Here is a 22,932-nt window from a genome sequence, read left to right on the forward strand (position 1 = left end):
GATGGTCAAATCGGCATTGGATCATGGGCGCCACAGTTCAGACAAATCCGTATCGCGGCAGCAATCGTCTGGCGGATCGCCGCACGGCGCTGATCGGCGTTCGGATCCGGCGGCCGGGCGAAACCTGGTTCAAGAGCCAGGTCACGGATGTCTCCGAAGTCGGCTTCCGCCTCAAAAGTTTCATGAAATTGGCGGCCGGCGACGATCTTTGGATCATGCTGCCGGGCTTCGAAGGCCGCCGCGCGCGCGTGTTGTGGAGCCGGTCGCATGAATCGGGCTGCGTCTTCGAACGCCCGCTGCATCCGGCGATCCTCGATCACATCATCCGAATCGGCCAATAAGCCATCGGGCCTTGCCTAAGGGCATGTGCCGACCATTCGCCCATCGCGCCTCTCATCGGCGCGATGAACGCCCCCGCGTCACGCGCAGCATTCTCTGGAGCATTTTCCAGTCGGCCCTAAACGCGCAGCGCTGGCCCAAACACGCCTGACCGGCGCTGCGGCGCGGGCCCGTCAGAAGAACAGCTTGCGGAAACTGATCGTCACCGCTCGCCCCAGCGGGTCGAGATAGCCGGGCTGGTAGCGGACCGGCGTGATCCCGTCCGCGTCGGTGACGCTGCGCCGCTGGTTGAACAGATTGTCGATGCCGATCGATATGCGCGCGCCGCGCAGGAAGGGATGCTTCTTCACCAGCGAAGGCATCTGCCCCAGATTGGCGAACAGGCGCAGGTCCACCGTCGCCAGGCTGCCGAAGTCAAGCCGCGATGCCCCACCCGTCGTTCCGCCCAGCGCGCCATCGACATGGGTGCCGCTTTCCCAATCCACGCTCAACCGCGCGCCCAGGCCGTTATTGACATAGCCCAGCCGCGCATTCAGCTCATGCCGCGGCTGGCCGCCCGACGACCCTGTGGCGTCGCCGTTCAGCAGGTCCAGTTCCGGCACGCCGGGCGCGATCAGGATGCTCTCGTTGAGATGCCAGGTGTGATAGAGGCTGAAGCTGAGCCGCCCACCGCCTCCGCCGCCCCTTCCGCCGCCGAAACCGCCCGGCCCGCCAAAGCCGCCGCCCGGTCTTCGCGGGCCTTCGCCAAGGCCTCCGCCCGGACCGCCGCGATCGCCTTCGCCCCGTGGCCGCTCGCCGCCATCCTGCCCTTGGGGGCGCTGCCCGCCCGGCCCGCGATTGCCGAACAGGCCGCGCAGATCCTGCAATTCCCTGGGTCGCTCCTCCGGCTTGGCGCCCGCGGCCCGCCAGGCCTCCACCACCTTCTGGATGTGCGATTTCAGTGGAACGGACAGGTCGAAACCCCAGCGAAGCTGCTCGCTCCGCGACCGCAGGAAATTGATCGGCCGCGCATCGATCTGCGTCAGATTGCCGTCATCGTCCCGCAGGAAACGCTGGGGGAACGCGTCCTCGATGGCGGGACTCGGCGTCGGAAAGGCCGAGATCGGGTTGCTCGTCCGGCTGTTGGCGTAGGTCGCCGTCAGCGTCAGATTGGGTTTCTCGAACGGCTTGATATTGGCGCTGAGGCGGAACTGATCGCGCACGCTTTCCCTGAGGGCTGCATTGCCCCCGCTCAGTTGCGTCACGAACACGGTCTGCCCGGTCGCATAGTCGAACACCGACACATTGGGCGTGGAGATCGGCGGATCGGTGATCTGCGCGCCCGTGGGCGCGGCGCGATCCTGGTTCGCGGACATCAGCAACTGCACGGCGGGCACCGGCCGCCAGCGCATGCCGTATCCCAGGGTCGAAAGCGTGCCGAAGTCGGAATAATGCTGCGCCGCCGCGTTCACATTGACGCCGATGTCGCCCACCGCGCCCAGCACGCCCTTCGACCGGCTGGTGATCGGCAGGTCGACGCTGACCTGCCCGCTGCCGATTTCCCGGCTGTAGCTGTTGTCGCGCTGCTCGCCCGAACGGATCGACCAGCTATCGAAGCCATTGGCCGATCCGCCCACGCGCACCGCGGTCGTCACCGCGCCGGCCGGCAGGTCGAACAGCGGACCCGACAACAGCAGGTCGCCCTGCACCGCCCTCGATTCCGCCTTCGCCCGGTCGATCACCCGCGTCGACAGCAGGTCGGACGAAAAGCCGCCGAACGGGTCCGCGCCCGCATCGATCGCGCTCTGGATCGCGCCGGTCGCGAATCCCCGGTCGGTCGAAGTGCGGGTGTTCGAATAATCGCCATTGCCGGTGAAGGACCATTGCCAGCCGCCGCCCAGAAGGCCGCTGAGCGTCACTCCGACATGGCCGGTCGTGCCCTTGATCTGCTGCCCCAGCTCGCCTGCCTGGCGCAGATAGCGATAGAAGCTCGTCGGCGTGGCGAAGGGCGAGAAGGGGTTGCTCGCCGGCAGGTCGAACGCCGCCGCCTGGAACCCTTGCAGGCTGTCATTGTCGGACAGCTCCAGCCGCCCGTTGACGGTCATCGACACCTTGCCCAGGGCGCGGGCCAGGGTGACATTGGCGGCGAAGCTCTCCGTCGCCGGGCTGAGCGTGCGATGATGGGCCAGCTCGCCGCCGGTCATGCCGTTCCCGCCCACCAGAAAGGCGTCGATGCCCGACTGCCGGTTGGCCCGCTCGCCCTGCACGGTCGGCGCCACGCCGCGCTCGCTTTCCAGCAGCGACGCGGCAGTCCTGTACTGCATGTCGAGGGTGAAGCGATTGTCGCCCCGGATGCGCAGCAGCGCGCCTTCGACGGAGCCATTCTCCCGCCCGCCCTGCGTCGTGGCGCCTGCCCGCAGGTCTGCCGTTTCGGCGCGGAACCGCTGGCGCAGCACGATGTTCACCACCTTCTGCGTCGGCGCATAGCCATAGCTGAGCGCCACCTGTTCGGGCAGGATGTCGACCCGCGCCACCGCTTCGGACGGGATGTCCTGGATTTCCGAAAAGCTGGAGATCCGCTTGCCATTCAGCAGGATCACCGGCGTGCCGTTGGTCTGGGGCGACAGTTCCGCGATCATCTCCGATATGGACGTGACGCCCAGGGCGCGGACATCGGCGGCGGAAAGCTGCTGCTCCGGCCTCACATTGCCGACCACGGCGCCGCGTTCGGGCTGGCCGGTGACGACGATCTCGTCCGCATCGTCCATCTGCCCGGCCGGGCCCCTGGGTTCCTCGGTCTGCGCCATCAGCGCGCCCGGCGCCGCACTCATCATCAACGGAAACAGAAGACAGGCAAAGGAACGGCGCACTGTTTACCCCTTAGGATCAAACCCTGAATGCTCTCCCTCTAGGCGGGAGTTGTCGCAAGACTCTGGCAATGCCCATAGAGATTTGTCGCAAAATGTAACCCGGCATCGCCCCGCCCGGCCCGCGACGCCGGAAAGGGGACCGTTCGCCTGCCGATTGCATTGCCCGCCAGACTTTCTACACCTTGGCCCATGCGCACGCTCTATCCCGCCATCGAACCCTTCGCCTCCGGACATCTCGACGTGGGGGATGGCCACCGCGTCTATTGGGAGCGGGCCGGGACGCCGGGCGCCAAGCCTGCCGTCTTCCTGCATGGCGGCCCCGGCGGCGGCATATCGCCCGATCACCGCCGCCTGTTCGATCCGGAACGCTATGACGTGCTCCTTTTCGACCAGCGCGGCTGCGGCCGCTCGACGCCCCATGCGGAGCTGGAGGCGAACACAAGCTGGCACCTGGTCGCGGACATCGAACGGCTGCGGCGGATGATGGGCGTCGAGCGATGGCTGGTCTTCGGCGGAAGCTGGGGGTCGACGCTGGCGCTGGCCTATGCCCAGAGCCATGCCGACCGCGTGACCGAACTGGTGCTGCGCGGCATCTTCACCATCCGCAGGCAGGAAATCGACTGGTATTACCAGCAGGGCGCCAGCCGCATCTATCCGGACAAATGGGAACGCTTCGTCGCGCCCATTCCGGAGGCGGAGCGCGGCGACCTGCTCCACGCCTATCGCCGCATCCTGACCGGCGACGATCGCGCCGCCCGGATCGCCGCCGCCAAGGCGTGGAGCCTGTGGGAAGGCGAAACCATCCGCCTGCTGCCCGACGAGGCGCTCTCCGCCACCCATGAGGCCGATGATTTCGCGCTGGCCTTCGCCCGCATCGAAAATCATTATTTCGTCCATGGCGGCTGGCTGGAGGAAGGGCAGCTCATCCGGGACGCCGGGAAGCTGGCGGACATTCCCGGCGTCATCGTGCAGGGCCGCTACGACATGGCCTGCCCCGCCGAAACCGCCTGGGCGCTGCACAGGGCCTGGCCGCAGGCGCGCTTCGAGATGATCGAAGGGGCGGGCCATGCGTTCAACGAACCGGGCATATTGGACGCGCTCATCAGGGCGACGGACGGGTTTGCCGCCCAAGCGAAAGGATAATCATGCGCACATGGATGGTGCTGGCGGGGGTGTTCAGCCTGATGGCCTGCGGCGAGGGCAGCGACCCGATCACCGCGGTCGACCGCCGGGAAACGCCGGAAACCGGCGCGGCGGCAGCCGTCGCGAAGCTGGACGAGGCCCAGCGCAACGGCGTGCTGGAACGCGCCGTGCGGGCGTCGGGCGCGGCTTGCCCCACCGTCATCCGGTCGGAGCGGATGCAGGTGCGGCCCGGGGCCCGGGGTTGGAAGGCCGAGTGCAATGACGGCACCGCGCATCTGATAGAGATCCACGCGGACGGCACCGCCGACGTCACCAGCCGCACGCGCTGATCGCCGGTTCGGGGCATGTCCCGGTCCGACGCGATGGCGGACCATCGCCGTCAGCCTGCGACGACATCCTGAAACTGGAGGTTGGCCAGCCGCGCATAGAGGCCCTTCTGCCGCATCAGCGTGGCGTGGTCGCCCTGTTCGACCAGCCGTCCTTCGTCCAGCACCAGGATGCGGTCCGCCGCCCTGACCGTGGCCAGGCGATGGGCGATGACGATGGTTGTGCGCCCCTGCATCAGCCGGCCGAGGGCGTCCTGCACCAGCCGTTCCGATTCGGCGTCGAGGGCGGAGGTCGCTTCGTCCAGCAGCAGGATCGGCGCATCGCGCAGCAGGGCGCGGGCGATGGACAGGCGCTGGCGCTGGCCGCCCGAAAGGCGCGCGCCGCCATCGCCCAGAAAGCTGTCCAGGCCCTGCGGCAGGGCGCGCAGGAAAGCCTCCGCATTGGCGGCGCGGGCGGCGGCCCAGATCTGATCGTCGCTGGCGTCCCATCGGCCGTAGCGCAGATTGTCGCGGGCCGACGCGGCGAAGATGATGCTTTCCTGCGGCACCATGGCCATCATGCCGCGCACCTCCGCCGGATCGGCCTGGGGCAGGGGAACGCCGTTCAGGCGGATCACGCCCGAATCGGGATCGTAGAAGCGCAGCGCCAACTGGATCAGCGTGGATTTCCCCGCGCCGGACGGGCCGACGATGGCGACCGTCTCGCCCGGCGCGATGTCGATGGAGATGCCGTGCAAGGCCGCCTGATCGGGCCGGGTGGGATAGCGGAAATGCACATCCTCGAACTGGAGATGCGCGCCATGCTCGGTCCGCGGCACCGGAACAGGGCGGGGCGGGGCTGTGATCTGCGGCGTGGCGCTCATCAGTTCATGCAGCCGCCCGGCGGCGCCCGCGCCGCGCAGCAGGTCGCCCCAGGTTTCCGACAGCGCGCCGAACGCGCCCGCCACCAGCCCGCCCGTCAGGACGAAGGCGGCGATGCTGCCCCCCGAAAGGCGCCCGGCGGCGACGTCCAGCGCGCCCTGCCACATGACCGCCGTGATCGACCCGAAGACCAGCGCGATGACGATGGCGGTCATCGCGGCGCGCAGGGCGATCCGGCGGCGCGCCGTGGCGAAACCCGCCTCGACCGTGGTGTCGAACCGCGCCGCTTCCCGTCCTTCCTGGCCGAAGGCCTGGACGATCTTCATCGCGCCCAGCGTTTCCGACGTGACGCTGCCGACATCGGCCAGCCGGTCCTGGCTTGCCCGCGACAGGGCGCGCACGCGGCGGCCAAGGCCGATGATCGCCACCAAGATGACCGGAATGCCGAGCAGCAGCAGCCCCGCGAGCTTGGGCGCCAGCGCGAAGAGATAGATAAGGCCGCCGGTCCCCGTCACCACATTGCGCAGCGCGATCGACACGGTCGATCCCACCACCTGGTCGATGATCGCCGTGTCGGCAGTCATGCGCGACGCGATTTCGGAGGGGCGGTTTTCCTCGAAGAAGCGGGGTTCCTGCCGCAGCAGATTGGCCTGCGTGGCCGATCGGATGTCAGCGACGACCCGCTCCCCCAGCCAGGACACGAAATAGAAGCGCGCCGCCGTGGCCAGCGCCAGGATCACGACGATCAGGAACAGATATTCGAACCACCGGCTGATGTCGCCGCCGCCCATGAAGCCCCGGTCGATGACCAGCCGGAAGCCGCTGGGGATCGCCAGCGTCGCGGCGGAAGAGACCAGCAGCGCGGCGAGCGCCCCGGCGATGCGGCCGGGATAGCGGCTGGCGAAGCGCCAGATCATCGCCAGGCTGCCAAGCGGGGGGCGCGTCCTGTCGCGCGGCGATGGCTGTTCCACATCTACCATGACGCCGCGCTCTAAAGGGATTTCGCGTGAAAGGGAACATTGTCCATCGGTCCTAGCCGGCGGGCGCGATCTCCGCCGCCAGCGTCATGATGCGCTGCGGCCCGGCCCGGCCGGTCAGGGCATAGGCCATGTCGCCCGCCTCCCAATAGGCGATGACGTCCTCTGCGCGGCGGGCGAGCAGCGGGCGCGCCTCCGCCGGGGTTTCGGCCCGGTCGGCGAAGAAGGACAGTTGCTCCCCCTCCGGCGTGGTGATCGACACGGCGACGGCGGGGCTGTCGGGCGTGGGATAAAGCTGCACGTCATGGACGCGCCATCTGGCGGGCAGCGGCGGCAGGACGATGCCGGTCGACCGTTGGATCTCGCCGGGGTTGAGCGTCGCGCTTTCCACTTGCGACGCCATGCTCTGGCGCAGCAGCCCGGTGCGGTGGGACGCGGCGGCCTCGTCCAGGAAAGTGGTGGCCTGCGCGGACTGCGGAAACTCGCCCAATTCGCCCCTCGCGATCCAGCCGCTCGCGACCAGGGCGGCGATGCCCGCCGCCCGGCCGATATGGCGCCAGGCGCGGCGACGGTCATTGTCGTTGGCGACCGGGACCGATGTGTCGCGGCGGCGGCCGACCAGCGTTCCCTTGGTCCCGTCATGCCTCAGCCGGAAATCGATATGCGGCCACCGCTTGCGCCAGCGCCTGGCGACCAGCCGTTCGCCGGGGCGGGCGGCGTCGTCCAGCAGCACCACCGCCCCCGGAGACAGGCGGGCGAACAGGCTGTCCGCCGCGCCCCGCACCAGCGGATGCACCGCCCAGGGCGGCCCGTCGATGATCAGCAGGTCGATGCTGTCGGGCAGGCTGTCGATGTCGTACCAGCGGCCCGGCCAGTCCTCGCTCTCCGCAACCAGCGGCGCATGGCGCAGATCGGCCGTCAGCCCATGGTCCGCCAGCCAGTTGCGGGTCGCCTGCACGAATCCGTCATGCTGGTCGAAGCTGGTCAGCCGTCCTCCGCCGTGCAGGGCAAGGGCGCGGGCGGCGATCAGCGTCGATGCGCCCGCCCCCAGTTCCACGACCTGGGCAGGCCGCAGCCGCGCGATTTCCCGCACGATATGGCGCAGGAAACCCATGTCCGCCTTCCAGCTTCCCAGATGCGGCAGGGCGTCATGGGGCAGGCCAAGCTCGTCCAGCAGGGCGCGCTTGTCCGCCTTGCGCCCGCCCGACAGGCTGGCAAGCAGCCAGGGCCAGCTGATCGCGCCGAAGCCGATGCGCCAGGCCATGTCGGACAGCCGACGCCGGGCCGCCAGCGCATCGGCGTCGTCGATGGGCAGCAGGCCGGTCAATTCTCTGGAGGTCACGGCTAAGCCTATCCTTTATCTGCGGGTCGAGACTGGTTATGCGGCGGGATAGCCCGTTCGCATAGACCCGACTATCGCCAGCATAGGGAACGCCGATGACCCGCATCATATCCGCGACTGTTGAACGTTGGCCGGTCGCGGGAACCTTCACCATCAGTCGCGGGGCCAAGACGTCGGTGGACGTCGTGGTCTGCACCGTGGGCGACGGCGCGCATGTCGGCCGGGGCGAGGGCACGGCCATCTATTATGAAGGCGAGACGGCGGAGGGCTGCGCGGCGGCGATCAACGCCTATTCAGGGCCGCTGGAGCGCGACGCGCTGCTGCGGGCGATGCCGCGTGGGGCGGCGCGCAACGCGCTGGACTGCGCGCTCTGGGATCTGGAGGCGAAGCGCGCCGGCGCGCCCGTGTGGAAGCTCGCCGGGCTGGCGGAGCCCGCGCCCCTGCCCACCGCCTTCACCATCAGCCTGGGCGACCCGGAGAAGATGGAGGCGGATGCGCGGGCGGCGGCGGGACGCGGCTTCGGCCTGCTCAAATGCAAGCTGACGGGCGAGGGCGACCGGGCGCGGATCGCCGCGGTGCGGGCGGGCGCGCCGGACGTGCGGCTGATCGTCGACGCCAATGAAAGCTGGCACGAGCTGGACATCGCGGCGGAGGCGCAGGCCCTGGCGGAACTGGGCGTGGAGATGGTCGAACAGCCGGTCTTCCACGGCAGGGAGGAACGGCTGGCGGGGATCAGGTCGCCGCTGCCGCTCTGCGCGGACGAGAGTTGCCACACGCGCGCCGACCTCGATCGGCTGGGGGATTTCGACGCGGTGAACATCAAGCTCGACAAGGCGGGCGGGCTGACCGAGGCGCTGGCCCTGTCGCGGGAGGCAAGGGCGCGGGGGTTCCGCGTGATGGTCGGCTGCATGCTGGGCACGTCGCTGGGCATCGCGCCCGCCGCGCTGGTGGCGCAGGGGGCGGACTGGATCGACCTCGACGGCGCGCTGCTGCTGGCGAGGGACCGGGAAGGGGGGATGCAACTGCGCGACGGGCTGCTGCTGCCTGGCGGGCTATGGGGCTTGGATTAAGTTATCTCCCAACCCGTCATGCTGAAACAAGTTCAGCATGACGAAGGAGGAGAGGGGGGCGACCCTCAATATCCCAGCGTCAGCCCCAGCGCATAATATTTCGGCCCCACATTGGCCTTGGCGCGCAGCTTGGGGATCAGCGGCATCGCAAGCGTCGCATAGGGGCGTGTATTGTCGCCGCTGAAGCGCACGCCCGCGCCGATGGTGGCGGAGGCGGGGAGGGTATAGCTCGCCTCCACCCGCCCATAGAGCTTCGTGTCCTCATCGCGCAGATAGACGCCGCCGCCCGGCGTCAGGCTGAAGCCGCCAATGTCCATCGCGTAGCCCGCGCCGATTTCCGTGCCCCAATGCCCATCGGCGCGCCCGTAATTGACCTCGGCCCCTATCCCTTCGGCATGGGCGGCGGGGGCGAAGGCGAGCGTGGCGGCGGCCAGCAGATAGAGGGGCTTCATGGCTGTTCCCAGATGTCCGTTCATGATCGCACCCGCCTGACTCCCGCCGCCGCGCCGGGCAAGCGGGAGCAGGCAGAGCGAGTCCGATATGCGGCCAGGCGAGTCAGGCGCGGGCGTCGCCCCCCGGCTGGTCGACCCGCACCACCGGCTGAACCTCAGCATAGGGCATGATCGCCCGGCCGTCGGGCGCGGCGGTGAAGCTGGTCTGCGTGGGATAGGCGAATTCGATCCCCTCCGCGTTAAAGCGCTTCCATATGGCCAGGCCCACCCGATGACGCGAGAGGAAATAATCGTGCGTGTCGGGGTCGGGCACGTCGAAATTGAGCTGATAGTCGAGCGAACTGGCGCCGAAGCTCACCAGCCCCGCATTGACGAAGACATGCCCTTCCGCCTCGACGATCTCCTTCAGCATGGCGGGGATCGCCTCGGCCTTGTCCTCCGGCGTCTGGTAGATGATGCCGATGGCGAAGGTCACGCGCCGCTGCGCCAGCGTCTGCAGGCTGGTGATCTCCTTCTGGAGGAGGTTCGCGTTGGAGATCACCTTCTTCTCGCCGCTCATCGCGCGCAGGTGCGTGCTTTTCAGGCCGATGCGCTCCACCCTGGCGGTGGTCTGGTCATATGTGATGACCTCCCCCTGCCGGAACGGCTTGTCGAAGATGATCGACAGCGCGGCGAACAGGTCGGAAAATATGCCCTGCGCCGCCAGGCCGATGGCGATGCCGCCGATGCCCAGGCCCGCGACCAGGCCGGTGACGTTCACCCCCAGATTGTCCAGCACGACGATCAGCGCGATGGCGAACAGGGCGAATGTCACCAGCACGCGGATCAGGCCCATGGCGTTGGCCAGGCTCTGGCTCTCGTCCGCCGTGGTGCGCCGCTCGACCAGCCCCAATATGATCTCCCGCGCCCAGATCGCGCATTGGAACACGGCGGCGATGGTGAACAGGAAGGCGACGGTCTTCAGCACCATCTGCGGCGGATTGGCGTAGCTCACCACCAGCCGCGCTGCGACCATCGCCATGAAGAAATGGGTGGTGCGGGCAAAGGCGCGGCCGGCGACATTGGCAAGGCCCAGCGTGTCGCCCGGATGCCCCTTCAGCCGTCCGCCCACGCTGCGCAGCGCCGTCAGCAGGCTGTAGATGACCACCGCCGCGCCGATGGCGATCAGGATCTGCAGATAATGGAGCGAGAACCAGTGGACCGTCGATTGCCACATCTCGCCGAGATTGGGCGGGCGGACGTCGATCTGCGGCAGGGCGGCGGTGTCTTTCTTGGCGGCCATGAATATCCTTGCGGTTCTGGATGCGGATCAGGCCGCCAGGGGAAGGGCGGTCGTGCCGCCGGCCTCCTCCAGAAAGGCGATCAGTCCGCGTTCGTAACGGGACAGATAGCGGGTTGCGCGCGGCAGGCGAAGCCCCTGTCGCCATATGTCCTGTCCGTTGCGGCAAAGCGCGATCAGCGCGGGGTGGATATAGCTTTTGCGGCTGATCGCCGGGGTGTTGCCCAGCGCCGCGGCGACCGGCTCGATCATCTGCTTGAGCGAGACGCTGCCCGCCGCCAGCGTTTCGAAGGCGATGACGGAGGCGCCCCAGGTGCGGAAATGCTTGGCGGTGAAATCGCCGCCCATCGCCTCCGATATATAGGCGTTGACGTCGCTGGAGGTGATCGGCCGGGCGATGCCTTCCTCATCCAGATATTGGAACAGATGCTGCCCCGGCAGGTCCTGCACCGCGCGGACGAAGCGGACGAGGCGGCGGTCGGTGATCGTCAGTTCATGCTCCCGCCCGGACTTGGCCCGATACCGCAGCCGCAGCGCCTGTCCGCGCAGGTCGACATGGCGGCGGCGCAGCGTGGTCGCGCCGAAGCTCTTGTTCGCGGCGGCATATTGCTCGTTGCCGACGCGCACCTTGGCCAGGTCGAGCAGGCGGACGACCGCGGCCAGCGTCTTTTCCTTGCGCAGGCCGCGCTTCGACAGGTCGGCCTCGATCCGGGCGCGCAGCCTGGGCAGGGCGCGGCCGAAGGCGGGGCAGCCGGCATATTTCTCCGCCTCCCGCGCGGCGCGGAAATCGATGTGATAGCGATATTGCTTGCGGCCCCGGTCGTCATAGCCGGTCGCCTGAATATGGCCCTGAGGGTGGGGACAGAACCAGCAGTCGCGATAGGCGGGCGGCATGGCGATGGCGTTCAGCCGGTCGATCTCCTCCCGATCGGTGATGCGCGTGCCGCTGGCGTCGAAATAGGCCCATCCCCTTTTCATCGCCCTGCGCGTGATGCCGGGCAGGCTGTCATTGGCATGGACGACGGAATCGGGCGGCATGGTTTTTCCTCAACCCGCCGTTCCTCGCTTCGTTCCGCAATGCGCGATGGGGGCAGGAAGAGAATGGGTAGTTACCCGCCATTTCCCCTATTCGTCACCCCGGGGCTTGACCCGGGGTCCCGCTGCCTTGGACGAGGCGCGGTGTAGAGGAAAAAGCGGCCCCCGGATCAAGCCTGTCCTGAGCTTGTCGAAGGTGACGGTGCGGCCATGTCAACTCCTGGCCAATGACCGAAGCCCAACCCCTCAATGAATCCGCCCGAACCGCATGCCGCCGGACAGTTGCCAGTGCTGCGGATGCCTGCGCATCACCGACAGATGGGCGAGCGTCAGCGTCAGGCACAGGATCGCGGCGGGGATCGCCACCGCCTGCGCCATTGGCGCCAGCAGGGCGACCGCCGTCGCGGCGACCGTTCCGCCCAGCGCCATCAAGGTCGCGCCCGGCTCTCCATCCGGGCCGCGCAGCCAGAAGACGCAGCCGCCTATGCCGAGCGCAAAGGCCATGGCGAACCGCGCCGCCTGCGCCGGTTCCGCCAGGCCGCAGCCGATCAGCAGCAGCAGGATCGCTCCCGCCAGGCCCCGGCGCGGCAGGCGTCCGAGCAGATGGGCGATGACCGGATAGATCAGCAATTCGCCCATGGCGATGGCGGCCAGTATCGCGGCGGCGAGCCGCGCCTGCTCCGGCCCCGCGATCAGCGCGACGAGCGCCGTCCCGACCCAGGGCGCCAGCCGCAGCGGCGCCATGCGGATATGGCTGATCCAGCCCCGCAGCCCCGCGCGCGCCTCCCAGCGCCGGTCCGCCAGCCGCAACTGGAAGGCGGCGACGATGAACAGGGCTTCGGCGCCCCAGGGCAGCAGCGCCGGCGCGACCAGCGGCGCGGCGAGCACCAGCCCCAGCAGCAGCCCGTGCGCCGCGCCCAATATCCTCAACTCGCCCTTCATGCGACGCTCCCCTGCGCGACTGGTGTTGCGGGAAATAACGGCCGCCGGGCCGCCAATTTGCGCTTGCGTGTCAAATAAGTGTCGAGTCCGATCTGCAACGACAGCATCATGAAGATGAACGGCTGATAGGCGATGCCCACGAACAGCGATCCGACCATGTAGATGACATGCCCCTGCTGCAGGGCGAGGGCGAAGGGCGACACCCATGCCTCGTCCCCGTCCCGCGCCCGGTACATGCGCCGTATCGCCTCGGTGCGGATGAAGCAGATGAGGTGCAGCAGCCCCCACAGGAGGAAACCGAAATAGCCCTGCTCTCCCAGCATCTCGAAATAGGCGCTGTGATAGGCGCGGCCATGGTCGGTGATCATGCGCTTTTCCATGCGCGATCCGGCGGCGTCGATCACCCGTTCCTGCATGACATAGGTGAACTTGTTTTGCAGGTAATTGTCGAAGCCGCCGCCGCCCGGATGGTCCTTCACATAGTCCAGCGTCCATTTCCACACGGCAAGGCGGGTGGAGGCGCTTTCGTCCTGGCTGTGATTCTCAATGGTCGACATGCGCTGGGTGAAGCTGGCGGGCAGGAAGGGGATCGCCGCCAGCGCCGCCAGCGCCATCAGCGGGCCATAGAGGAACCGCCGCTTCGACCGCATCAGCATCAGCCCCGCGAGGACGGCGATGCAGACCAGGCCCGTCCGCGCCTCCGTGCCGATGGGCATCAACAGGCAGGCGAAGCAGAGCGCATAGGCGAACAGCCTGACCCGCCAGTCGGGGGGAAAGACGGTGCCGTGCCGCGACAGCCACAGGATCAGCGGGATCAGCGAAATGGCGACGGTCGAAATGATGCTGCCTTCATAGAGGCCGCTGTTATTGTCCACCATCAGGTTCAGCACGCCATAGCCGCCGCCCGACAGCGCCGTCTTCATGCCGCCGTTGATGATGATCGTGCTGGCGCAAAGCACCATGAACAGGGCCAAGGCCTCGATCCGCAGGCGCGTGCGCAGCGTGACGGGCAGGAAGATGGCGAACAGCATCGCCTTCCACACCCATCCCCATTTGGTCGCGGCGTTGATCGGGAAATCCGCCGTCATCGTGGTATAGCCGCACCAGGCGAGCAGCAGCAGCAGGATCGCCTGGCGCGCCGACAGGCGGCAGTCCTTCTTGTCGTCGACCAGCATCCACGATCCCACCGCTGCCACGAAGGCGATGAAGGAAATGGGAATGCTGTTCAGCAGGAAATAGGACAGCCGCTGGGGCGAGACGATGTCGATATAGGCATAGACGGCGATCAGCAGGAACGGCCGCTTGAAGCCGGCCAGGAAAAAGGCGCCGAGGAAGGCGACGAAGAACAGGTCACGCATCGCGGCCGTCCCTTTCCGGGCCCGAAGGGGGATCGCGATCCAGATCGGGCCGCGACAGCAGCCGCCACGCCGCCAGCAGGATGACGCCATGGCTGATGAAAAGGGAAAGGGCGTCGATCATCGCGGCTGTGCGAACTATCCATCATCTACAACGTGCTCCTGCGAAGGCAGGAGCCCAGTCCCAACGTCTGAACTGGGCTCCTGCCTTCGCAGGAGCACGGTGCCATGGACGCCGGATCACCTCGTCATAGCCCAACAGAGTTGACGGCCCGTTAAACCTTTTCCGGCAAGACTCAGCGCCATGACACGGATTCTCCACGTGCTGGACCACAGCCTGCCGATGCACAGCGGATATACTTTCCGCACCCGCGCGATATTGCGGGCGCAACTGGCGAAGGGCTGGGACGTGCGCGGCATCACGGGCCATCGCCACGCCGCGCCGGGACCGTTGGAGGAAATCGTCGACGGCCTGCATTTCCACCGCACGCCGGGCGAATCGACCGGCGGCAATCCGCTGCTGCGCGAATGGCGCGATATTTCCGCCCATGCCGACGCCATCGAATCGCTGGTGCGCCAGTGGCGGCCCGACATCATCCACGCCCATTCCCCGGTGCTGAACGCGATCGCCGCGCAGAAGGTGGCGAAGCGGCACCAGATTCCCATGATCTACGAAATCCGCGCCTTCTGGGAGGATGCGGCGGTCGGCAACGGCACCGGAACGGAGGGCAGCCCCCGTTACTGGCTGACCCGCCAGCTTGAAACCCATGCGGTCCGCGCCGCCGATGCGGTGGCGGTGATCTGCGAAGGGCTGCGCGGCGACCTGGTGGCGCGGGGCATCGACAAGGACAAGATCATCGTCTCGCCCAACGGCGTCGACATGGACCAGTTCGGCACGCCCGTCCCCCGCGATGCCGCGCTGACGGCCAAGCTGGGCCTGGAAGGGGCCGATGTCGTCGGCTTCATCGGCAGCTTCTACGATTATGAGGGGCTGGACGACCTGATCGCCGCCCTGCCCAGACTGGTGCGCGCCCGCCCGAAGGCGAAGCTGCTGCTGGTCGGCGGCGGTCCCCGCGAACAGGCGCTGCGGGATCAGGCCATGGCCTCCCCCTTCGCCGACCATATCGTCTTCGTCGGCCGCGTGCCCCACGATCAGGTCGAGGATTATTATGCGCAGGTCGACATATTGGCCTATCCGCGCAAGGCGATGCGCCTCACCGACCTGGTGACGCCGCTGAAGCCGCTGGAGGCCATGGCGCAGGGCCGCCTGGTCGCGGCGTCCAGCGTCGGCGGCCATCGCGAACTGATCGAACATGGCGTCACCGGCACCTTGTTCGCGCCGAACGATCCCCCCGCCATCGCCGCCGCCCTGGCCGGGATGTTCGCGGATCGCGGCTTCTGGGACGAACGGCGGGCGGCGGCGCGCGCCTTCGTCGAGCGCGAGCGTAACTGGTCGTCAAACATTCTGCGCTACGAACCCGTCTATCGGCAATTGCTGGCGCGCCCCCATCGGGTGCGGGCGGCGGCGTGACGGGAATGCGCGGGCTGGCGAAGGCGCTGCTCGGCGCGCTGGGGGCCGGGCTGCTCCTCTTCTCGCTGCCGGTCGGGCTGGTCGAAACGGTCGTGGCGTCCAGCGGCCTCAGCGAAGCCGTGCCGGCCGCCGCGCCGCCGCTGGGGCTGAAGGCCCGGCTGCTGCTGGCGGGTTTCGGCGCGGCGATGGCGCTGGGCCTGATCTGGGCGGGACAAAGGGAAAAGCGCGTCGCTCTGCTGACGCATGACAAGCAAGGGCGCGGGAACGGCGCCGCAGGAGTGAGTGAAATGGGTTTTGCATTGTCGAAGCTGAACTGGCTGTCGCGGGACCGGCGCAAATCGGGGCCGGCGCTGCGCCGCGCCGACGCCCATCCCGACGCGCCCGCCCGGTCGCCCATCTTCGCCAGCCGCGACTTTGGCGGCCTCGACATTTTCGCCCGCACCGCGCCGGGACGCGAAGATGGGAAGGCGCAAGCCCCCGTCGAGGCGCCCGCCCCCGTGCCGGGCGGCCTTTCCATTCCCGGCGCACCGGAACGATTGCCGGAGGAAACGGCCTTTGCCCGCCTCCAGCGGGCGTTCGCGCCGGAAACGGCGGATGCCGAACCTCAGCAGGCCGCGCAACCCGCGCGATCGGAGCGGACTTCCGCCCCCACCGCGCATCTGTCGCTATCGGAACTGACCCAGAGGCTGGAACAGGGCCTTGCCCAGCGCAAGCGCATGGGCCGGCCCGCCTCCGTTCTGGCGGACATGCCGGTCGAACCCGCCGTGCCGGTGCGCGACCAGGTCGAGCAGGGCGTGGACGAAGCCCTGCGCGCCGCCCTGGGGACTTTGCGTACCATGGCCGGCCGCGCCCGCTGAACCGACCGGCAGGGCGCGCTGGACGGCGCGCTCCGACCGGGGCCGATTCACCAGTCCTCTATGGTGAGCGCCGACAATTCCATCCACTCGCCGCCCGGCGCCGGACGGCTGCTGTCGATGCCGATGTCCGCGACGAAATGGCCGGACAGGCTCCATTCCGCTTCCTCTATCCCCTCGGCGAAGGCGGCGCGCCGTTCCGCGGCATCCGGCCCGGCAATCGTCAGCGCGATGACATGGCGCCGCCCCTGGAACAGCGCGCTGGCCCATGGACGGCTGGCGGCGCGCTCCACCATGACCTCACCGCCCGCCCGCGCGATCAGTTGCGCCAGCAGGCGAGGCAGCGGGTCGCGCGCTTTTGCCCTACCTTCATTCTGGAGCAGATTCCGGATGGGAGCGTTCACCTGGATGCTTGTCATTCGCCCGTGCTCCTGCGATATGTGTTCATGAAATGTTCTACTCTTCTCTTCATCCGTTCGCCCGGTTCGCGGCCCCTGCGCAGGTCCAAGACCAGCCGGGGATCGCGCACGCTCTCGCGGCCGAACCTGGTCGCCGGAATATCGTTTTCCCGCAGAAATTTCTCGACCTCACGCAACAACATATCCCCGCTTCTCCTCTGCCGATTCGATCCGCCGGCGCGAATCCTCAGGCGATTTTCATGTTGCCAAATTTCCTACTTGTCTAGGAAAATTCCTATCAGTAATGGATGAGATATGGTCGGTACTGGAGAAGATCCGCGCATGGTGCTGGAACGGCTGATTGCCGAGCGGGGCGACAGCTATTCGGATCTCTCGCGCCTGCTGAACCGCAATCCCGCCTATATCCAGCAGTTCATCAAACGCGGCACGCCGCGCAAGCTGGATGAGGAGGACCGGCGCATATTGGCCCGCTATTTCGGCGTGGCGGAGGAGATGCTGGGCGGATCGGCCCAGCGCGGCGCGCCGCCTTCCAGGGTGCGCTCGCTGCCCTCGGTGGTCAGCGTGCCGCGCCTTTCGCTGGGCGCTTCGGCCGGGCCGGGATCGCTGGACGAGGATGAGCGGGCCGCCGGCCTGATGGCGTTCGACGCCAACTGGCTGCGCCACCTGGGGGTGCGGCCGCAGAAAATATCGATCATCCGCGTCGACGGCGAATCCATGGCCCCCACGCTCAGCGACGGCGATGAGATCATGGTCAATCATGACGACGATGCGGAACGTCTGCGCGACGGCGTCTACGTGCTGCGGCTCGACGGGGTGCTGATGGTGAAGCGTGTGGCCATGGGGCCGCGCCGGGGCTTTTTTTCCGTGCTCAGCGACAATCCCCATTATCCCGACTGGATCGACATCGATCCGGCGCTGGTCGTTATCGTGGGACGGGTGGTATGGACCGGACGACGGCTGGTCTAGGGCGTGTGGGGATTCAGTTCAGGGTGCGGCGAAAATAGTGGATTTCGAGAACTGGCGCGCAGCGTACTTCAGTACGTGAGCACCGGAAGCGCAGAAAGCCGCTATTTGCAGCCCGCCATGGACTGAATCCCCACACACCCTAGAGCGGGTTTCGATCTGATTGAATTAGATCGCCGCTCTAGATTCTTTGTTTTCCGCGATTTCTTAACCAGCGATCGGTTCCGATCGCTTGGAAATCGCTCCAGGAGGCTCGATTTTGAACGATAACGGCGCGGTCATCGGCAAGGCCATGGAATGGCGCAGTGCGCGGCTGGCGCTGGCGACGGTGGTGGCGACCTGGGGTTCCGCCCCCCGGCCGCGCGGCAGCCATATGATCGTGCATGAGGACGGTCGCTTCGAAGGCAGCATCTCCGGCGGATGCGTGGAAAGCGACGTGCTCCAGCGCGCCGCCGAGGTGATCGCGGGCCGGCCGGCGCATCTGGAAAGCTATGGCGTCGCGGACGGCGATGCCTGGGCGGTCGGCCTGCCCTGCGGCGGGGAAATCCGCGTGCTGGTCCAGCCGGTCGGCGCGGATGGATTCGATCCCACGCTGTTCGAACGGGTCGCGGCGGAAAGCGAAAAGGGCAGGGCGATCACCCTGTCGACTGACCTGGAAACCGGCCTGACGCGGGAAGGGTCGACCGAGGGCCAGTTCCACAACCGCTATGATCCGCCGCGCCGGGTGCTGATCGTGGGCGCGGTGCAGATCGCCCAGTCGCTAAGCGCCCTGGCCCAGGCTATCGGCGTCACCCCGGTCGTCATCGACCCACGCGGCCGCTTCCTGACGGAGGAGCGCTTCCCCGGCGTCGAACTGGACGACCGCTGGCCCGATGAAGCCGTCGCCGCCCGCTTCCCCGGCGAATCGACCGCGGTGGTGACGCTCAGCCACGACATCAAGATCGACGATCCGGCATTGGCTGCGGCCCTGCGCGCGCCCACCGGCTATATCGCCGCGCTCGGTTCCCGCAAAAGCCACGCAGCGCGGCTGGAACGGCTGGCCGCCCTGGGCTTCCCCCCGGAAGAACTGACACGCATAGACGGCCCCGCAGGCCTGAACATAGGCGCGGTGGGCGCCGCCGAAATCGCCCTCTCCATCGCCGCAGGCATGATCGCCGCCTTCAATTCCAAACGCTAAAAATCCTCTCCATAAACGATGGGGAGGGGGACCATTTGCAAGGCAAATGGTGGAGGGGAATTGCGCGACGCTCACCCCCTAACAGCACTTCCCCCCATTCTTGCCCCCATAGCGCGCCTCCTGCCGCTCCCGGAAAAAGGCGATCCGCTCCATCGGCACCCGCTCTGGATGATGCTCCCGCATATGCCGCAGATAGGCGTCATAATCCGGCACGCCGACCATCATGCGCGCCACCTGCCGCAGCCTGTGGAGAAACAGGCTCATTCCGCCGGCACCAGTTGCGCCGGAATTTCCCGAGCCGTCGGCGCCGCCGCCTTCCGCGCCGCCAGGCAGGTGCGCATCGTGAAGAACAGCACCGCCAGCACCACGAACAGGAATATCGCCACCAGCCCGGCGTCGACCCGGTCGTTGAAGATGATCGCCTCCATCTCCGCCATCGACTTGGCGGGGGCCAGCACTTCGCCCCTGTCGGCAGCCGCGCCGAACTTGGCCGCATGCGCCAGGAACCCGACCTTCGCATCCGCCGAAAACAGCTTCAGCCAACCCGCCGACAGGGTGCAGACCAGCAACCATGCAGCCGGAACGATCGTCACCCAGGCGAAGCCGTCCCGCTTCATCCTGAACAGCACCGCCGTCCCCAGCATCAGCGCGATGGCGGCCAGCATCTGGTTGGAAATGCCGAACACCGGCCAGAGCGTGTTCACCCCGCCCAGCGGGTCGGTAACGCCCTGATAGAGGAAGAATCCCCATGCCGCGACCGTCAGCGCCGTCGCGACGATCCCCGGCGCGATGGTCTTCGTATCCTTGAACCCCGGCACCGCCAGCGCGATCAGATCCTGCAACATGAAGCGTCCGGCCCGCGTCCCCGCATCCACGGCGGTCAGGATGAACAGCGCCTCGAACAATATCGCGAAATGATACCAAAACGCCTTCATCGCCGGGCCGCCCACGACATGGGAGAATATCTCCGCCATCGCCACCGCCAGCGTCGGCGCGCCCCCGGCGCGGGAGATGATGCTATGCTCCCCCACATCCTTCGCGGTCTGCAGGATCAGGTCGGGCGAGATGGGAAAGCCCATGGCCGTCACCGCCGCCGCCGCGCTTGCCGCGTCCGTGCCGATCGCCGCCGCCGGGCTGTTCATCGTGAAATAGATGCCGGGGTCCAGGATCGACGCGCCCACCAGCGCCATGATCGCCACGAACGCCTCCATCAGCATGGCGCCATAGCCGATCATCGGCGCATGCGCTTCGCTGGCGATCAGCTTGGGCGTGGTGCCGCTGGAAATGAGGGCATGGAAGCCCGAAACCGCCCCGCAGGCGATGGTGATGAACAGGAAGGGGAACAGTCCGCCCGCCCAGACCGGCCCGTTGCCGCTCGCGAACTGCGTCACGGCATGCATTTTCAGCGGCGGCGCCATGATGACGATGCCCACCGCCAGCGCCGCGATGGCCCCGATCTTGAGGAAGGTCGACAGATAATCCCGCGGCGCCAGCAACAGCCACACCGGCAATATCGCGGCCACCGCGCCATAGCCGATCAAAATCCAGCAAAGCTGCACCGGCGTGAAGGTGAAGGCCGGACCCCAGACCGGCGAATCGGCGATGCTCTGCCCATAGACGATGGCCGCCAGCAATCCGACCAACCCCAGCAGCGACACTTCCCCGATCCGCCCCGGCCTGATCCAGCGCGTATAGGCGCCCATGGCCATGGCCAGCGGCACCGTCGCCGCCACCGTGAACATGCCCCATGGGCTTTCCGCCAGCGCCTTCACCACGATCAGCGCCAGCACGGCCAGGATGATGACCATGATCATGAAGGCGCCGAACAGCGCGATGGTGCCCGCGACCTGCCCCATTTCCATGCGGATCAGCTCGCCCAGCGACTTGCCGTCGCGCCGCATGGAGATGAAGAGGACCATGAAGTCCTGCACCGCGCCCGCCAGCACAACGCCCGCGATGATCCACAGCGTGCCCGGCAGATAACCCATCTGCGCCGCCAGCACCGGCCCCACCAGCGGCCCCGCGCCCGCAATGGCGGCGAAATGATGCCCGAACAGCACGGTCCGGTCGGTCGCGACATAGTCCAGCCCGTCGGCCCGCCGGATCGCGGGCGTGGGCCGCGACGGGTCCAGCCGCATCACGTGCCGCGCGATGTAGAGCGCATAATAGCGATAGGCGACCAGGAAGCTGCTGACCGCCGCCACCACGATCCACAGCGCGTTGACCGCCTCGCCGCGCGACACCGCCACCACCGACAGCGCCGCCGCGCCCACTAACGCTATCATAATCCAGGGTATGTGCCGGGTCATCGCTTTCTGGCTGCCTTTTCGTTGGATACCCGCACAGTAGGGCCACGGTCCTCAAAGACAATCATCTTGTCCGGAACCCCGTCCGCGCACCGATTGCCGCTCATCGGCGGCGCGCTGATCTGCCCGGATTCGCCTTGGAAAGAAAAAGAACATATCATGAACATATATGACCGATTCGCATGGAGCAACCGCCATGGAAAGCCGCCCGACCGACACCCTGTTCCGCCTGTTCTTCGCGTTGAAACCGACGGCGCTGATCGCCCGTCAGACGGATCATTTCGCCGAAAGCATCGCCGGCGGCGCCCGGCGGATCGCCGTGGATCACCAGCATGTGACGCTGGCGATCACCAGCGACCATGTCGATTATCCCTATGCCGTGATCAAGGCGCTGATGCGGGCCGGGACGGGCGTGATGGCGGAACCGTTCGACCTGCGGCTGGACCGGCTCAGCATCGGCAGCCGGTCCGCCGCCCTGCGGCCATCCCATAATGTCCCGTTGCTCGGCGCGCTGCAAAGGCGGATCGCGGCGGCGATGAAGGGGGCGGGGGTGATGCTGCGCCCCGGCTGGAGCTTCAGCCCGCACCAGACGCTGTTCTACCGCGACGGCCCGCCCGAACAGCGCCGGGTGGAGGGCTTTGGCTGGCATGTCGACCGCTTCATGCTGATATGCAGCCATGTCGGGCGCACCCACCATGAAACCCTTGCCACATGGACCTTGAAGGGGAGCGGGCAGTACAGCCTTTTCTGAGGATCTCAGCGCTTGCGCACGAACTCGGCACGAAGCACCAGTCCCTTGATGCCGTCATGGCGGCAGTCGATTTCCTGGGGATCGCCGGTCAGGCGGATCGATTTGATCAGCGTGCCGCGCTTCAACGTCTGGCCAGCGCCTTTGACGACCAGATCCTTGATCAGCGTGACCTGATCGCCGTCCGCCAGCAGATTGCCCACCGCATCGCGCACTTCGACGGCATCGGCGGCCTGGGTTCGGGCAGCCGCTTCGGCGGCGCTGATCCACTCGCCGCTGGCTTCGTCATAGACATAGTCATCATCGGCCATGGCTTATCCCTGCGTCACGCTTTCCAGCACGGCGGCACGCAATTCGGGAAGGCCCATGCCCTTTTCGCTCGACGTCGCGATGATGTCGGGATGGGCGGCGGGCCGCTTGCGGATCGCCTCGGTCACGGAGTGGCGGACTTCCGCCAGATGGCTGGCCTTCACCTTGTCCGCCTTGGTCAGCACGATGCGGTAGCTGACCGCCGCCGCGTCCAGCATGTCGAGGATGTCTGTATCGACATCCTTGATGCCGTGACGGCTGTCGATCAGCACCAGCGTGCGCTTCAGCTTCGCCCGCCCGCGCAGATAGTCGTTCACCAGGAAGCGCCATTTGCGCACCATGTCCTTGGGCGCCTTGGCATAGCCATAGCCCGGCATGTCGACCAGCCGGAAGCGCAGCGGGTCGCCCACGTCGAAGAAGTTGAGTTCCTGCGTCCGCCCCGGCGTGTTGGACGTCCGCGCCAGCCCGTTGCGGTTGGTGAGCGCGTTCAGCAGCGACGATTTGCCGACATTGGACCGGCCCGCGAAAGCCACTTCGTTCACCGCCATGTCGGGCAGGAATTTAAGGTCGGGCGCGGATTTGAGGAAGGCGATGGGGCCTGCAAAGACCTTGCGCGCTTCCTCGATCAATTCAGCCTGTTCCTGTTCGGTCAACG

Annotated in this window: 24 protein-coding genes; 9 read left to right on the plus strand and 15 right to left on the minus strand. The window is 67.3% G+C overall.

Going from position 1 to position 22,932, the window contains the following annotated elements; genetic code table 11:
• Nucleotides 1-23: 23 nt before the first annotated feature.
• Entirely contained in the window at nucleotides 24-341 is a 318-nt protein-coding gene (locus tag Sj15T_RS16965; RefSeq protein WP_007688643.1) for a PilZ domain-containing protein, read from the plus strand.
• A gap of 171 nt (nucleotides 342-512) precedes the next feature.
• On the opposite strand, the gene Sj15T_RS16970 is transcribed toward Sj15T_RS16965, so the two are convergent.
• The gene (locus Sj15T_RS16970; RefSeq protein ID WP_013039251.1) at nucleotides 513-3,188 is read right to left on the minus strand and encodes a TonB-dependent receptor; all 2,676 of its coding nucleotides are present in this window, start codon (nucleotides 3,186-3,188) and stop codon (nucleotides 513-515) included.
• 189 nt (nucleotides 3,189-3,377) lie between these two features.
• Between Sj15T_RS16970 and pip the strand changes: the two genes are divergently transcribed.
• Together pip and Sj15T_RS16980 are read left to right on the plus strand one after the other, a co-directional pair.
• The gene (gene pip, locus Sj15T_RS16975; protein WP_013039252.1) at nucleotides 3,378-4,331 is read left to right on the plus strand and encodes a prolyl aminopeptidase; all 954 of its coding nucleotides are present in this window, start codon (nucleotides 3,378-3,380) and stop codon (nucleotides 4,329-4,331) included.
• A 2-nt stretch (nucleotides 4,332-4,333) separates the two neighbouring features.
• Nucleotides 4,334-4,660 carry a hypothetical protein gene (locus tag Sj15T_RS16980; protein ID WP_013039253.1) on the plus strand — a complete coding sequence of 109 codons (327 nt, stop codon included), beginning with the start codon at nucleotides 4,334-4,336 and terminating at the stop codon, nucleotides 4,658-4,660.
• A gap of 50 nt (nucleotides 4,661-4,710) precedes the next feature.
• On the opposite strand, the gene Sj15T_RS16985 is transcribed toward Sj15T_RS16980, so the two are convergent.
• Together Sj15T_RS16985 and Sj15T_RS16990 are read right to left on the minus strand one after the other, a co-directional pair.
• Complete coding sequence (locus Sj15T_RS16985) at nucleotides 4,711-6,498, minus strand: ABC transporter transmembrane domain-containing protein (RefSeq protein ID WP_013039254.1); 1,788 nt, start codon at nucleotides 6,496-6,498, stop codon at nucleotides 4,711-4,713.
• 52 nt (nucleotides 6,499-6,550) lie between these two features.
• On the minus strand, nucleotides 6,551-7,837 hold the full coding sequence (locus tag Sj15T_RS16990) for a class I SAM-dependent methyltransferase (RefSeq protein WP_013039255.1): 1,287 nt from the start codon (nucleotides 7,835-7,837) through the stop codon (nucleotides 6,551-6,553).
• 95 nt (nucleotides 7,838-7,932) lie between these two features.
• On the opposite strand from Sj15T_RS16990, the gene dgcA reads away from it, so the two are divergent.
• Complete coding sequence (gene dgcA, locus Sj15T_RS16995; RefSeq protein ID WP_013039256.1) at nucleotides 7,933-8,907, plus strand: N-acetyl-D-Glu racemase DgcA; 975 nt, start codon at nucleotides 7,933-7,935, stop codon at nucleotides 8,905-8,907.
• A 65-nt stretch (nucleotides 8,908-8,972) separates the two neighbouring features.
• On the opposite strand, the gene Sj15T_RS17000 is transcribed toward dgcA, so the two are convergent.
• The 6 genes from Sj15T_RS17000 to Sj15T_RS17025 form a co-directional block, all read right to left on the minus strand.
• Complete coding sequence (locus Sj15T_RS17000) at nucleotides 8,973-9,359, minus strand: hypothetical protein (RefSeq protein ID WP_041386254.1); 387 nt, start codon at nucleotides 9,357-9,359, stop codon at nucleotides 8,973-8,975.
• A gap of 103 nt (nucleotides 9,360-9,462) precedes the next feature.
• A complete protein-coding gene (locus tag Sj15T_RS17005) occupies nucleotides 9,463-10,641 on the minus strand; it encodes a mechanosensitive ion channel domain-containing protein (RefSeq protein ID WP_007688653.1) in 1,179 nt (392 codons plus the stop codon).
• 27 nt (nucleotides 10,642-10,668) lie between these two features.
• Entirely contained in the window at nucleotides 10,669-11,676 is a 1,008-nt protein-coding gene (locus tag Sj15T_RS17010) for a DNA topoisomerase IB (RefSeq protein ID WP_013039258.1), read from the minus strand.
• Between the two features lie 243 nt (nucleotides 11,677-11,919).
• Entirely contained in the window at nucleotides 11,920-12,615 is a 696-nt protein-coding gene (locus Sj15T_RS17015) for a hypothetical protein (protein ID WP_013039259.1), read from the minus strand.
• On the minus strand, nucleotides 12,612-13,973 hold the full coding sequence (locus Sj15T_RS17020) for a putative O-glycosylation ligase, exosortase A system-associated (protein WP_013039260.1): 1,362 nt from the start codon (nucleotides 13,971-13,973) through the stop codon (nucleotides 12,612-12,614). Before Sj15T_RS17020 ends, Sj15T_RS17015 begins: the two co-directional genes overlap by 4 nt.
• A complete protein-coding gene (locus tag Sj15T_RS17025) occupies nucleotides 13,966-14,094 on the minus strand; it encodes a hypothetical protein (protein WP_013039261.1) in 129 nt (42 codons plus the stop codon). The genes Sj15T_RS17020 and Sj15T_RS17025 overlap by 8 nt, the downstream gene beginning before the upstream one ends.
• Nucleotides 14,095-14,274: 180 nt before the next feature.
• On the opposite strand from Sj15T_RS17025, the gene Sj15T_RS17030 reads away from it, so the two are divergent.
• Both Sj15T_RS17030 and Sj15T_RS17035 read left to right on the plus strand, forming a co-directional pair.
• On the plus strand, nucleotides 14,275-15,501 hold the full coding sequence (locus Sj15T_RS17030; protein WP_013039263.1) for a TIGR04063 family PEP-CTERM/XrtA system glycosyltransferase: 1,227 nt from the start codon (nucleotides 14,275-14,277) through the stop codon (nucleotides 15,499-15,501).
• 5 nt (nucleotides 15,502-15,506) lie between these two features.
• Nucleotides 15,507-16,358 (plus strand): hypothetical protein, encoded by an 852-nt coding sequence (locus Sj15T_RS17035; protein WP_013039264.1) that lies wholly within the window; start codon nucleotides 15,507-15,509, stop codon nucleotides 16,356-16,358.
• Nucleotides 16,359-16,405: 47 nt separating this feature from the next.
• Here the strand turns inward: Sj15T_RS17035 and Sj15T_RS17040 are convergent, their stop codons facing one another.
• The gene (locus tag Sj15T_RS17040) at nucleotides 16,406-16,774 is read right to left on the minus strand and encodes a hypothetical protein (protein WP_013039265.1); all 369 of its coding nucleotides are present in this window, start codon (nucleotides 16,772-16,774) and stop codon (nucleotides 16,406-16,408) included.
• Nucleotides 16,771-16,956 carry a hypothetical protein gene (locus Sj15T_RS17045; RefSeq protein WP_007683166.1) on the minus strand — a complete coding sequence of 62 codons (186 nt, stop codon included), beginning with the start codon at nucleotides 16,954-16,956 and terminating at the stop codon, nucleotides 16,771-16,773. Before Sj15T_RS17045 ends, Sj15T_RS17040 begins: the two co-directional genes overlap by 4 nt.
• Before the next feature lie 112 nt (nucleotides 16,957-17,068).
• Between Sj15T_RS17045 and Sj15T_RS17050 the strand changes: the two genes are divergently transcribed.
• Nucleotides 17,069-17,740 carry a S24 family peptidase gene (locus tag Sj15T_RS17050; RefSeq protein WP_013039266.1) on the plus strand — a complete coding sequence of 224 codons (672 nt, stop codon included), beginning with the start codon at nucleotides 17,069-17,071 and terminating at the stop codon, nucleotides 17,738-17,740.
• 256 nt (nucleotides 17,741-17,996) lie between these two features.
• Nucleotides 17,997-18,914, plus strand: a complete 918-nt coding sequence (locus Sj15T_RS17055) for an XdhC family protein (RefSeq protein ID WP_013039267.1) — start codon at nucleotides 17,997-17,999, stop codon at nucleotides 18,912-18,914.
• A gap of 78 nt (nucleotides 18,915-18,992) precedes the next feature.
• Here the strand turns inward: Sj15T_RS17055 and Sj15T_RS17060 are convergent, their stop codons facing one another.
• The gene (locus Sj15T_RS17060) at nucleotides 18,993-19,178 is read right to left on the minus strand and encodes a CstA-like transporter-associated (seleno)protein (protein ID WP_007683172.1); all 186 of its coding nucleotides are present in this window, start codon (nucleotides 19,176-19,178) and stop codon (nucleotides 18,993-18,995) included.
• The gene (locus tag Sj15T_RS17065; RefSeq protein ID WP_013039268.1) at nucleotides 19,175-21,223 is read right to left on the minus strand and encodes a carbon starvation CstA family protein; all 2,049 of its coding nucleotides are present in this window, start codon (nucleotides 21,221-21,223) and stop codon (nucleotides 19,175-19,177) included. Before Sj15T_RS17065 ends, Sj15T_RS17060 begins: the two co-directional genes overlap by 4 nt.
• A gap of 166 nt (nucleotides 21,224-21,389) precedes the next feature.
• Between Sj15T_RS17065 and Sj15T_RS17070 the strand changes: the two genes are divergently transcribed.
• Nucleotides 21,390-21,971: a 2'-5' RNA ligase family protein gene (locus tag Sj15T_RS17070; protein WP_013039269.1), complete on the plus strand. Its 582-nt coding sequence runs from the start codon at nucleotides 21,390-21,392 to the stop codon at nucleotides 21,969-21,971.
• A gap of 5 nt (nucleotides 21,972-21,976) precedes the next feature.
• Here Sj15T_RS17070 and Sj15T_RS17075 read toward each other — a convergent pair whose 3' ends face one another.
• Both Sj15T_RS17075 and yihA read right to left on the minus strand, forming a co-directional pair.
• Nucleotides 21,977-22,279 carry an alkylphosphonate utilization protein gene (locus Sj15T_RS17075; protein ID WP_007683177.1) on the minus strand — a complete coding sequence of 101 codons (303 nt, stop codon included), beginning with the start codon at nucleotides 22,277-22,279 and terminating at the stop codon, nucleotides 21,977-21,979.
• 3 nt (nucleotides 22,280-22,282) lie between these two features.
• Nucleotides 22,283-22,930 (minus strand): ribosome biogenesis GTP-binding protein YihA/YsxC, encoded by a 648-nt coding sequence (yihA, locus tag Sj15T_RS17080; RefSeq protein WP_013039270.1) that lies wholly within the window; start codon nucleotides 22,928-22,930, stop codon nucleotides 22,283-22,285.
• Nucleotides 22,931-22,932: the final 2 nt, after the last annotated feature.

Source organism: Sphingobium sp. TA15, from assembly GCF_037101235.1.
Lineage (GTDB): Bacteria > Pseudomonadota > Alphaproteobacteria > Sphingomonadales > Sphingomonadaceae > Sphingobium > Sphingobium indicum.

What these genes read in the sequence shown, in the direction of transcription:
- Sj15T_RS17035 (WP_013039264.1), top strand. Translation starts at nt 15,507, where the DNA reads ATGCGCGGGCTGGCGAAGGCGCTGCTCGGCGCGCTGGGGGCCGGGCTG.
- Sj15T_RS17065 (WP_013039268.1), bottom strand. Translation starts at nt 21,223, where the DNA reads ATGACCCGGCACATACCCTGGATTATGATAGCGTTAGTGGGCGCGGCG.
- Sj15T_RS17075 (WP_007683177.1), bottom strand. Translation starts at nt 22,279, where the DNA reads ATGGCCGATGATGACTATGTCTATGACGAAGCCAGCGGCGAGTGGATC.
- Sj15T_RS16985 (WP_013039254.1), bottom strand. Translation starts at nt 6,498, where the DNA reads ATGGTAGATGTGGAACAGCCATCGCCGCGCGACAGGACGCGCCCCCCG.
- Sj15T_RS17010 (WP_013039258.1), bottom strand. Translation starts at nt 11,676, where the DNA reads ATGCCGCCCGATTCCGTCGTCCATGCCAATGACAGCCTGCCCGGCATC.
- Sj15T_RS17070 (WP_013039269.1), top strand. Translation starts at nt 21,390, where the DNA reads ATGACCGATTCGCATGGAGCAACCGCCATGGAAAGCCGCCCGACCGAC.
- Sj15T_RS17045 (WP_007683166.1), bottom strand. Translation starts at nt 16,956, where the DNA reads ATGTTGTTGCGTGAGGTCGAGAAATTTCTGCGGGAAAACGATATTCCG.
- Sj15T_RS17000 (WP_041386254.1), bottom strand. Translation starts at nt 9,359, where the DNA reads ATGAAGCCCCTCTATCTGCTGGCCGCCGCCACGCTCGCCTTCGCCCCC.
- Sj15T_RS17060 (WP_007683172.1), bottom strand. Translation starts at nt 19,178, where the DNA reads ATGAGCCTGTTTCTCCACAGGCTGCGGCAGGTGGCGCGCATGATGGTC.
- Sj15T_RS16980 (WP_013039253.1), top strand. Translation starts at nt 4,334, where the DNA reads ATGCGCACATGGATGGTGCTGGCGGGGGTGTTCAGCCTGATGGCCTGC.
- pip (WP_013039252.1), top strand. Translation starts at nt 3,378, where the DNA reads ATGCGCACGCTCTATCCCGCCATCGAACCCTTCGCCTCCGGACATCTC.
- Sj15T_RS17020 (WP_013039260.1), bottom strand. Translation starts at nt 13,973, where the DNA reads ATGCGTGACCTGTTCTTCGTCGCCTTCCTCGGCGCCTTTTTCCTGGCC.
- Sj15T_RS17015 (WP_013039259.1), bottom strand. Translation starts at nt 12,615, where the DNA reads ATGAAGGGCGAGTTGAGGATATTGGGCGCGGCGCACGGGCTGCTGCTG.
- dgcA (WP_013039256.1), top strand. Translation starts at nt 7,933, where the DNA reads ATGACCCGCATCATATCCGCGACTGTTGAACGTTGGCCGGTCGCGGGA.
- Sj15T_RS16965 (WP_007688643.1), top strand. Translation starts at nt 24, where the DNA reads ATGGGCGCCACAGTTCAGACAAATCCGTATCGCGGCAGCAATCGTCTG.
- Sj15T_RS17040 (WP_013039265.1), bottom strand. Translation starts at nt 16,774, where the DNA reads ATGACAAGCATCCAGGTGAACGCTCCCATCCGGAATCTGCTCCAGAAT.
- Sj15T_RS17030 (WP_013039263.1), top strand. Translation starts at nt 14,275, where the DNA reads ATGACACGGATTCTCCACGTGCTGGACCACAGCCTGCCGATGCACAGC.
- Sj15T_RS17025 (WP_013039261.1), bottom strand. Translation starts at nt 14,094, where the DNA reads ATGATCGACGCCCTTTCCCTTTTCATCAGCCATGGCGTCATCCTGCTG.
- Sj15T_RS17005 (WP_007688653.1), bottom strand. Translation starts at nt 10,641, where the DNA reads ATGGCCGCCAAGAAAGACACCGCCGCCCTGCCGCAGATCGACGTCCGC.
- Sj15T_RS17050 (WP_013039266.1), top strand. Translation starts at nt 17,069, where the DNA reads ATGGTCGGTACTGGAGAAGATCCGCGCATGGTGCTGGAACGGCTGATT.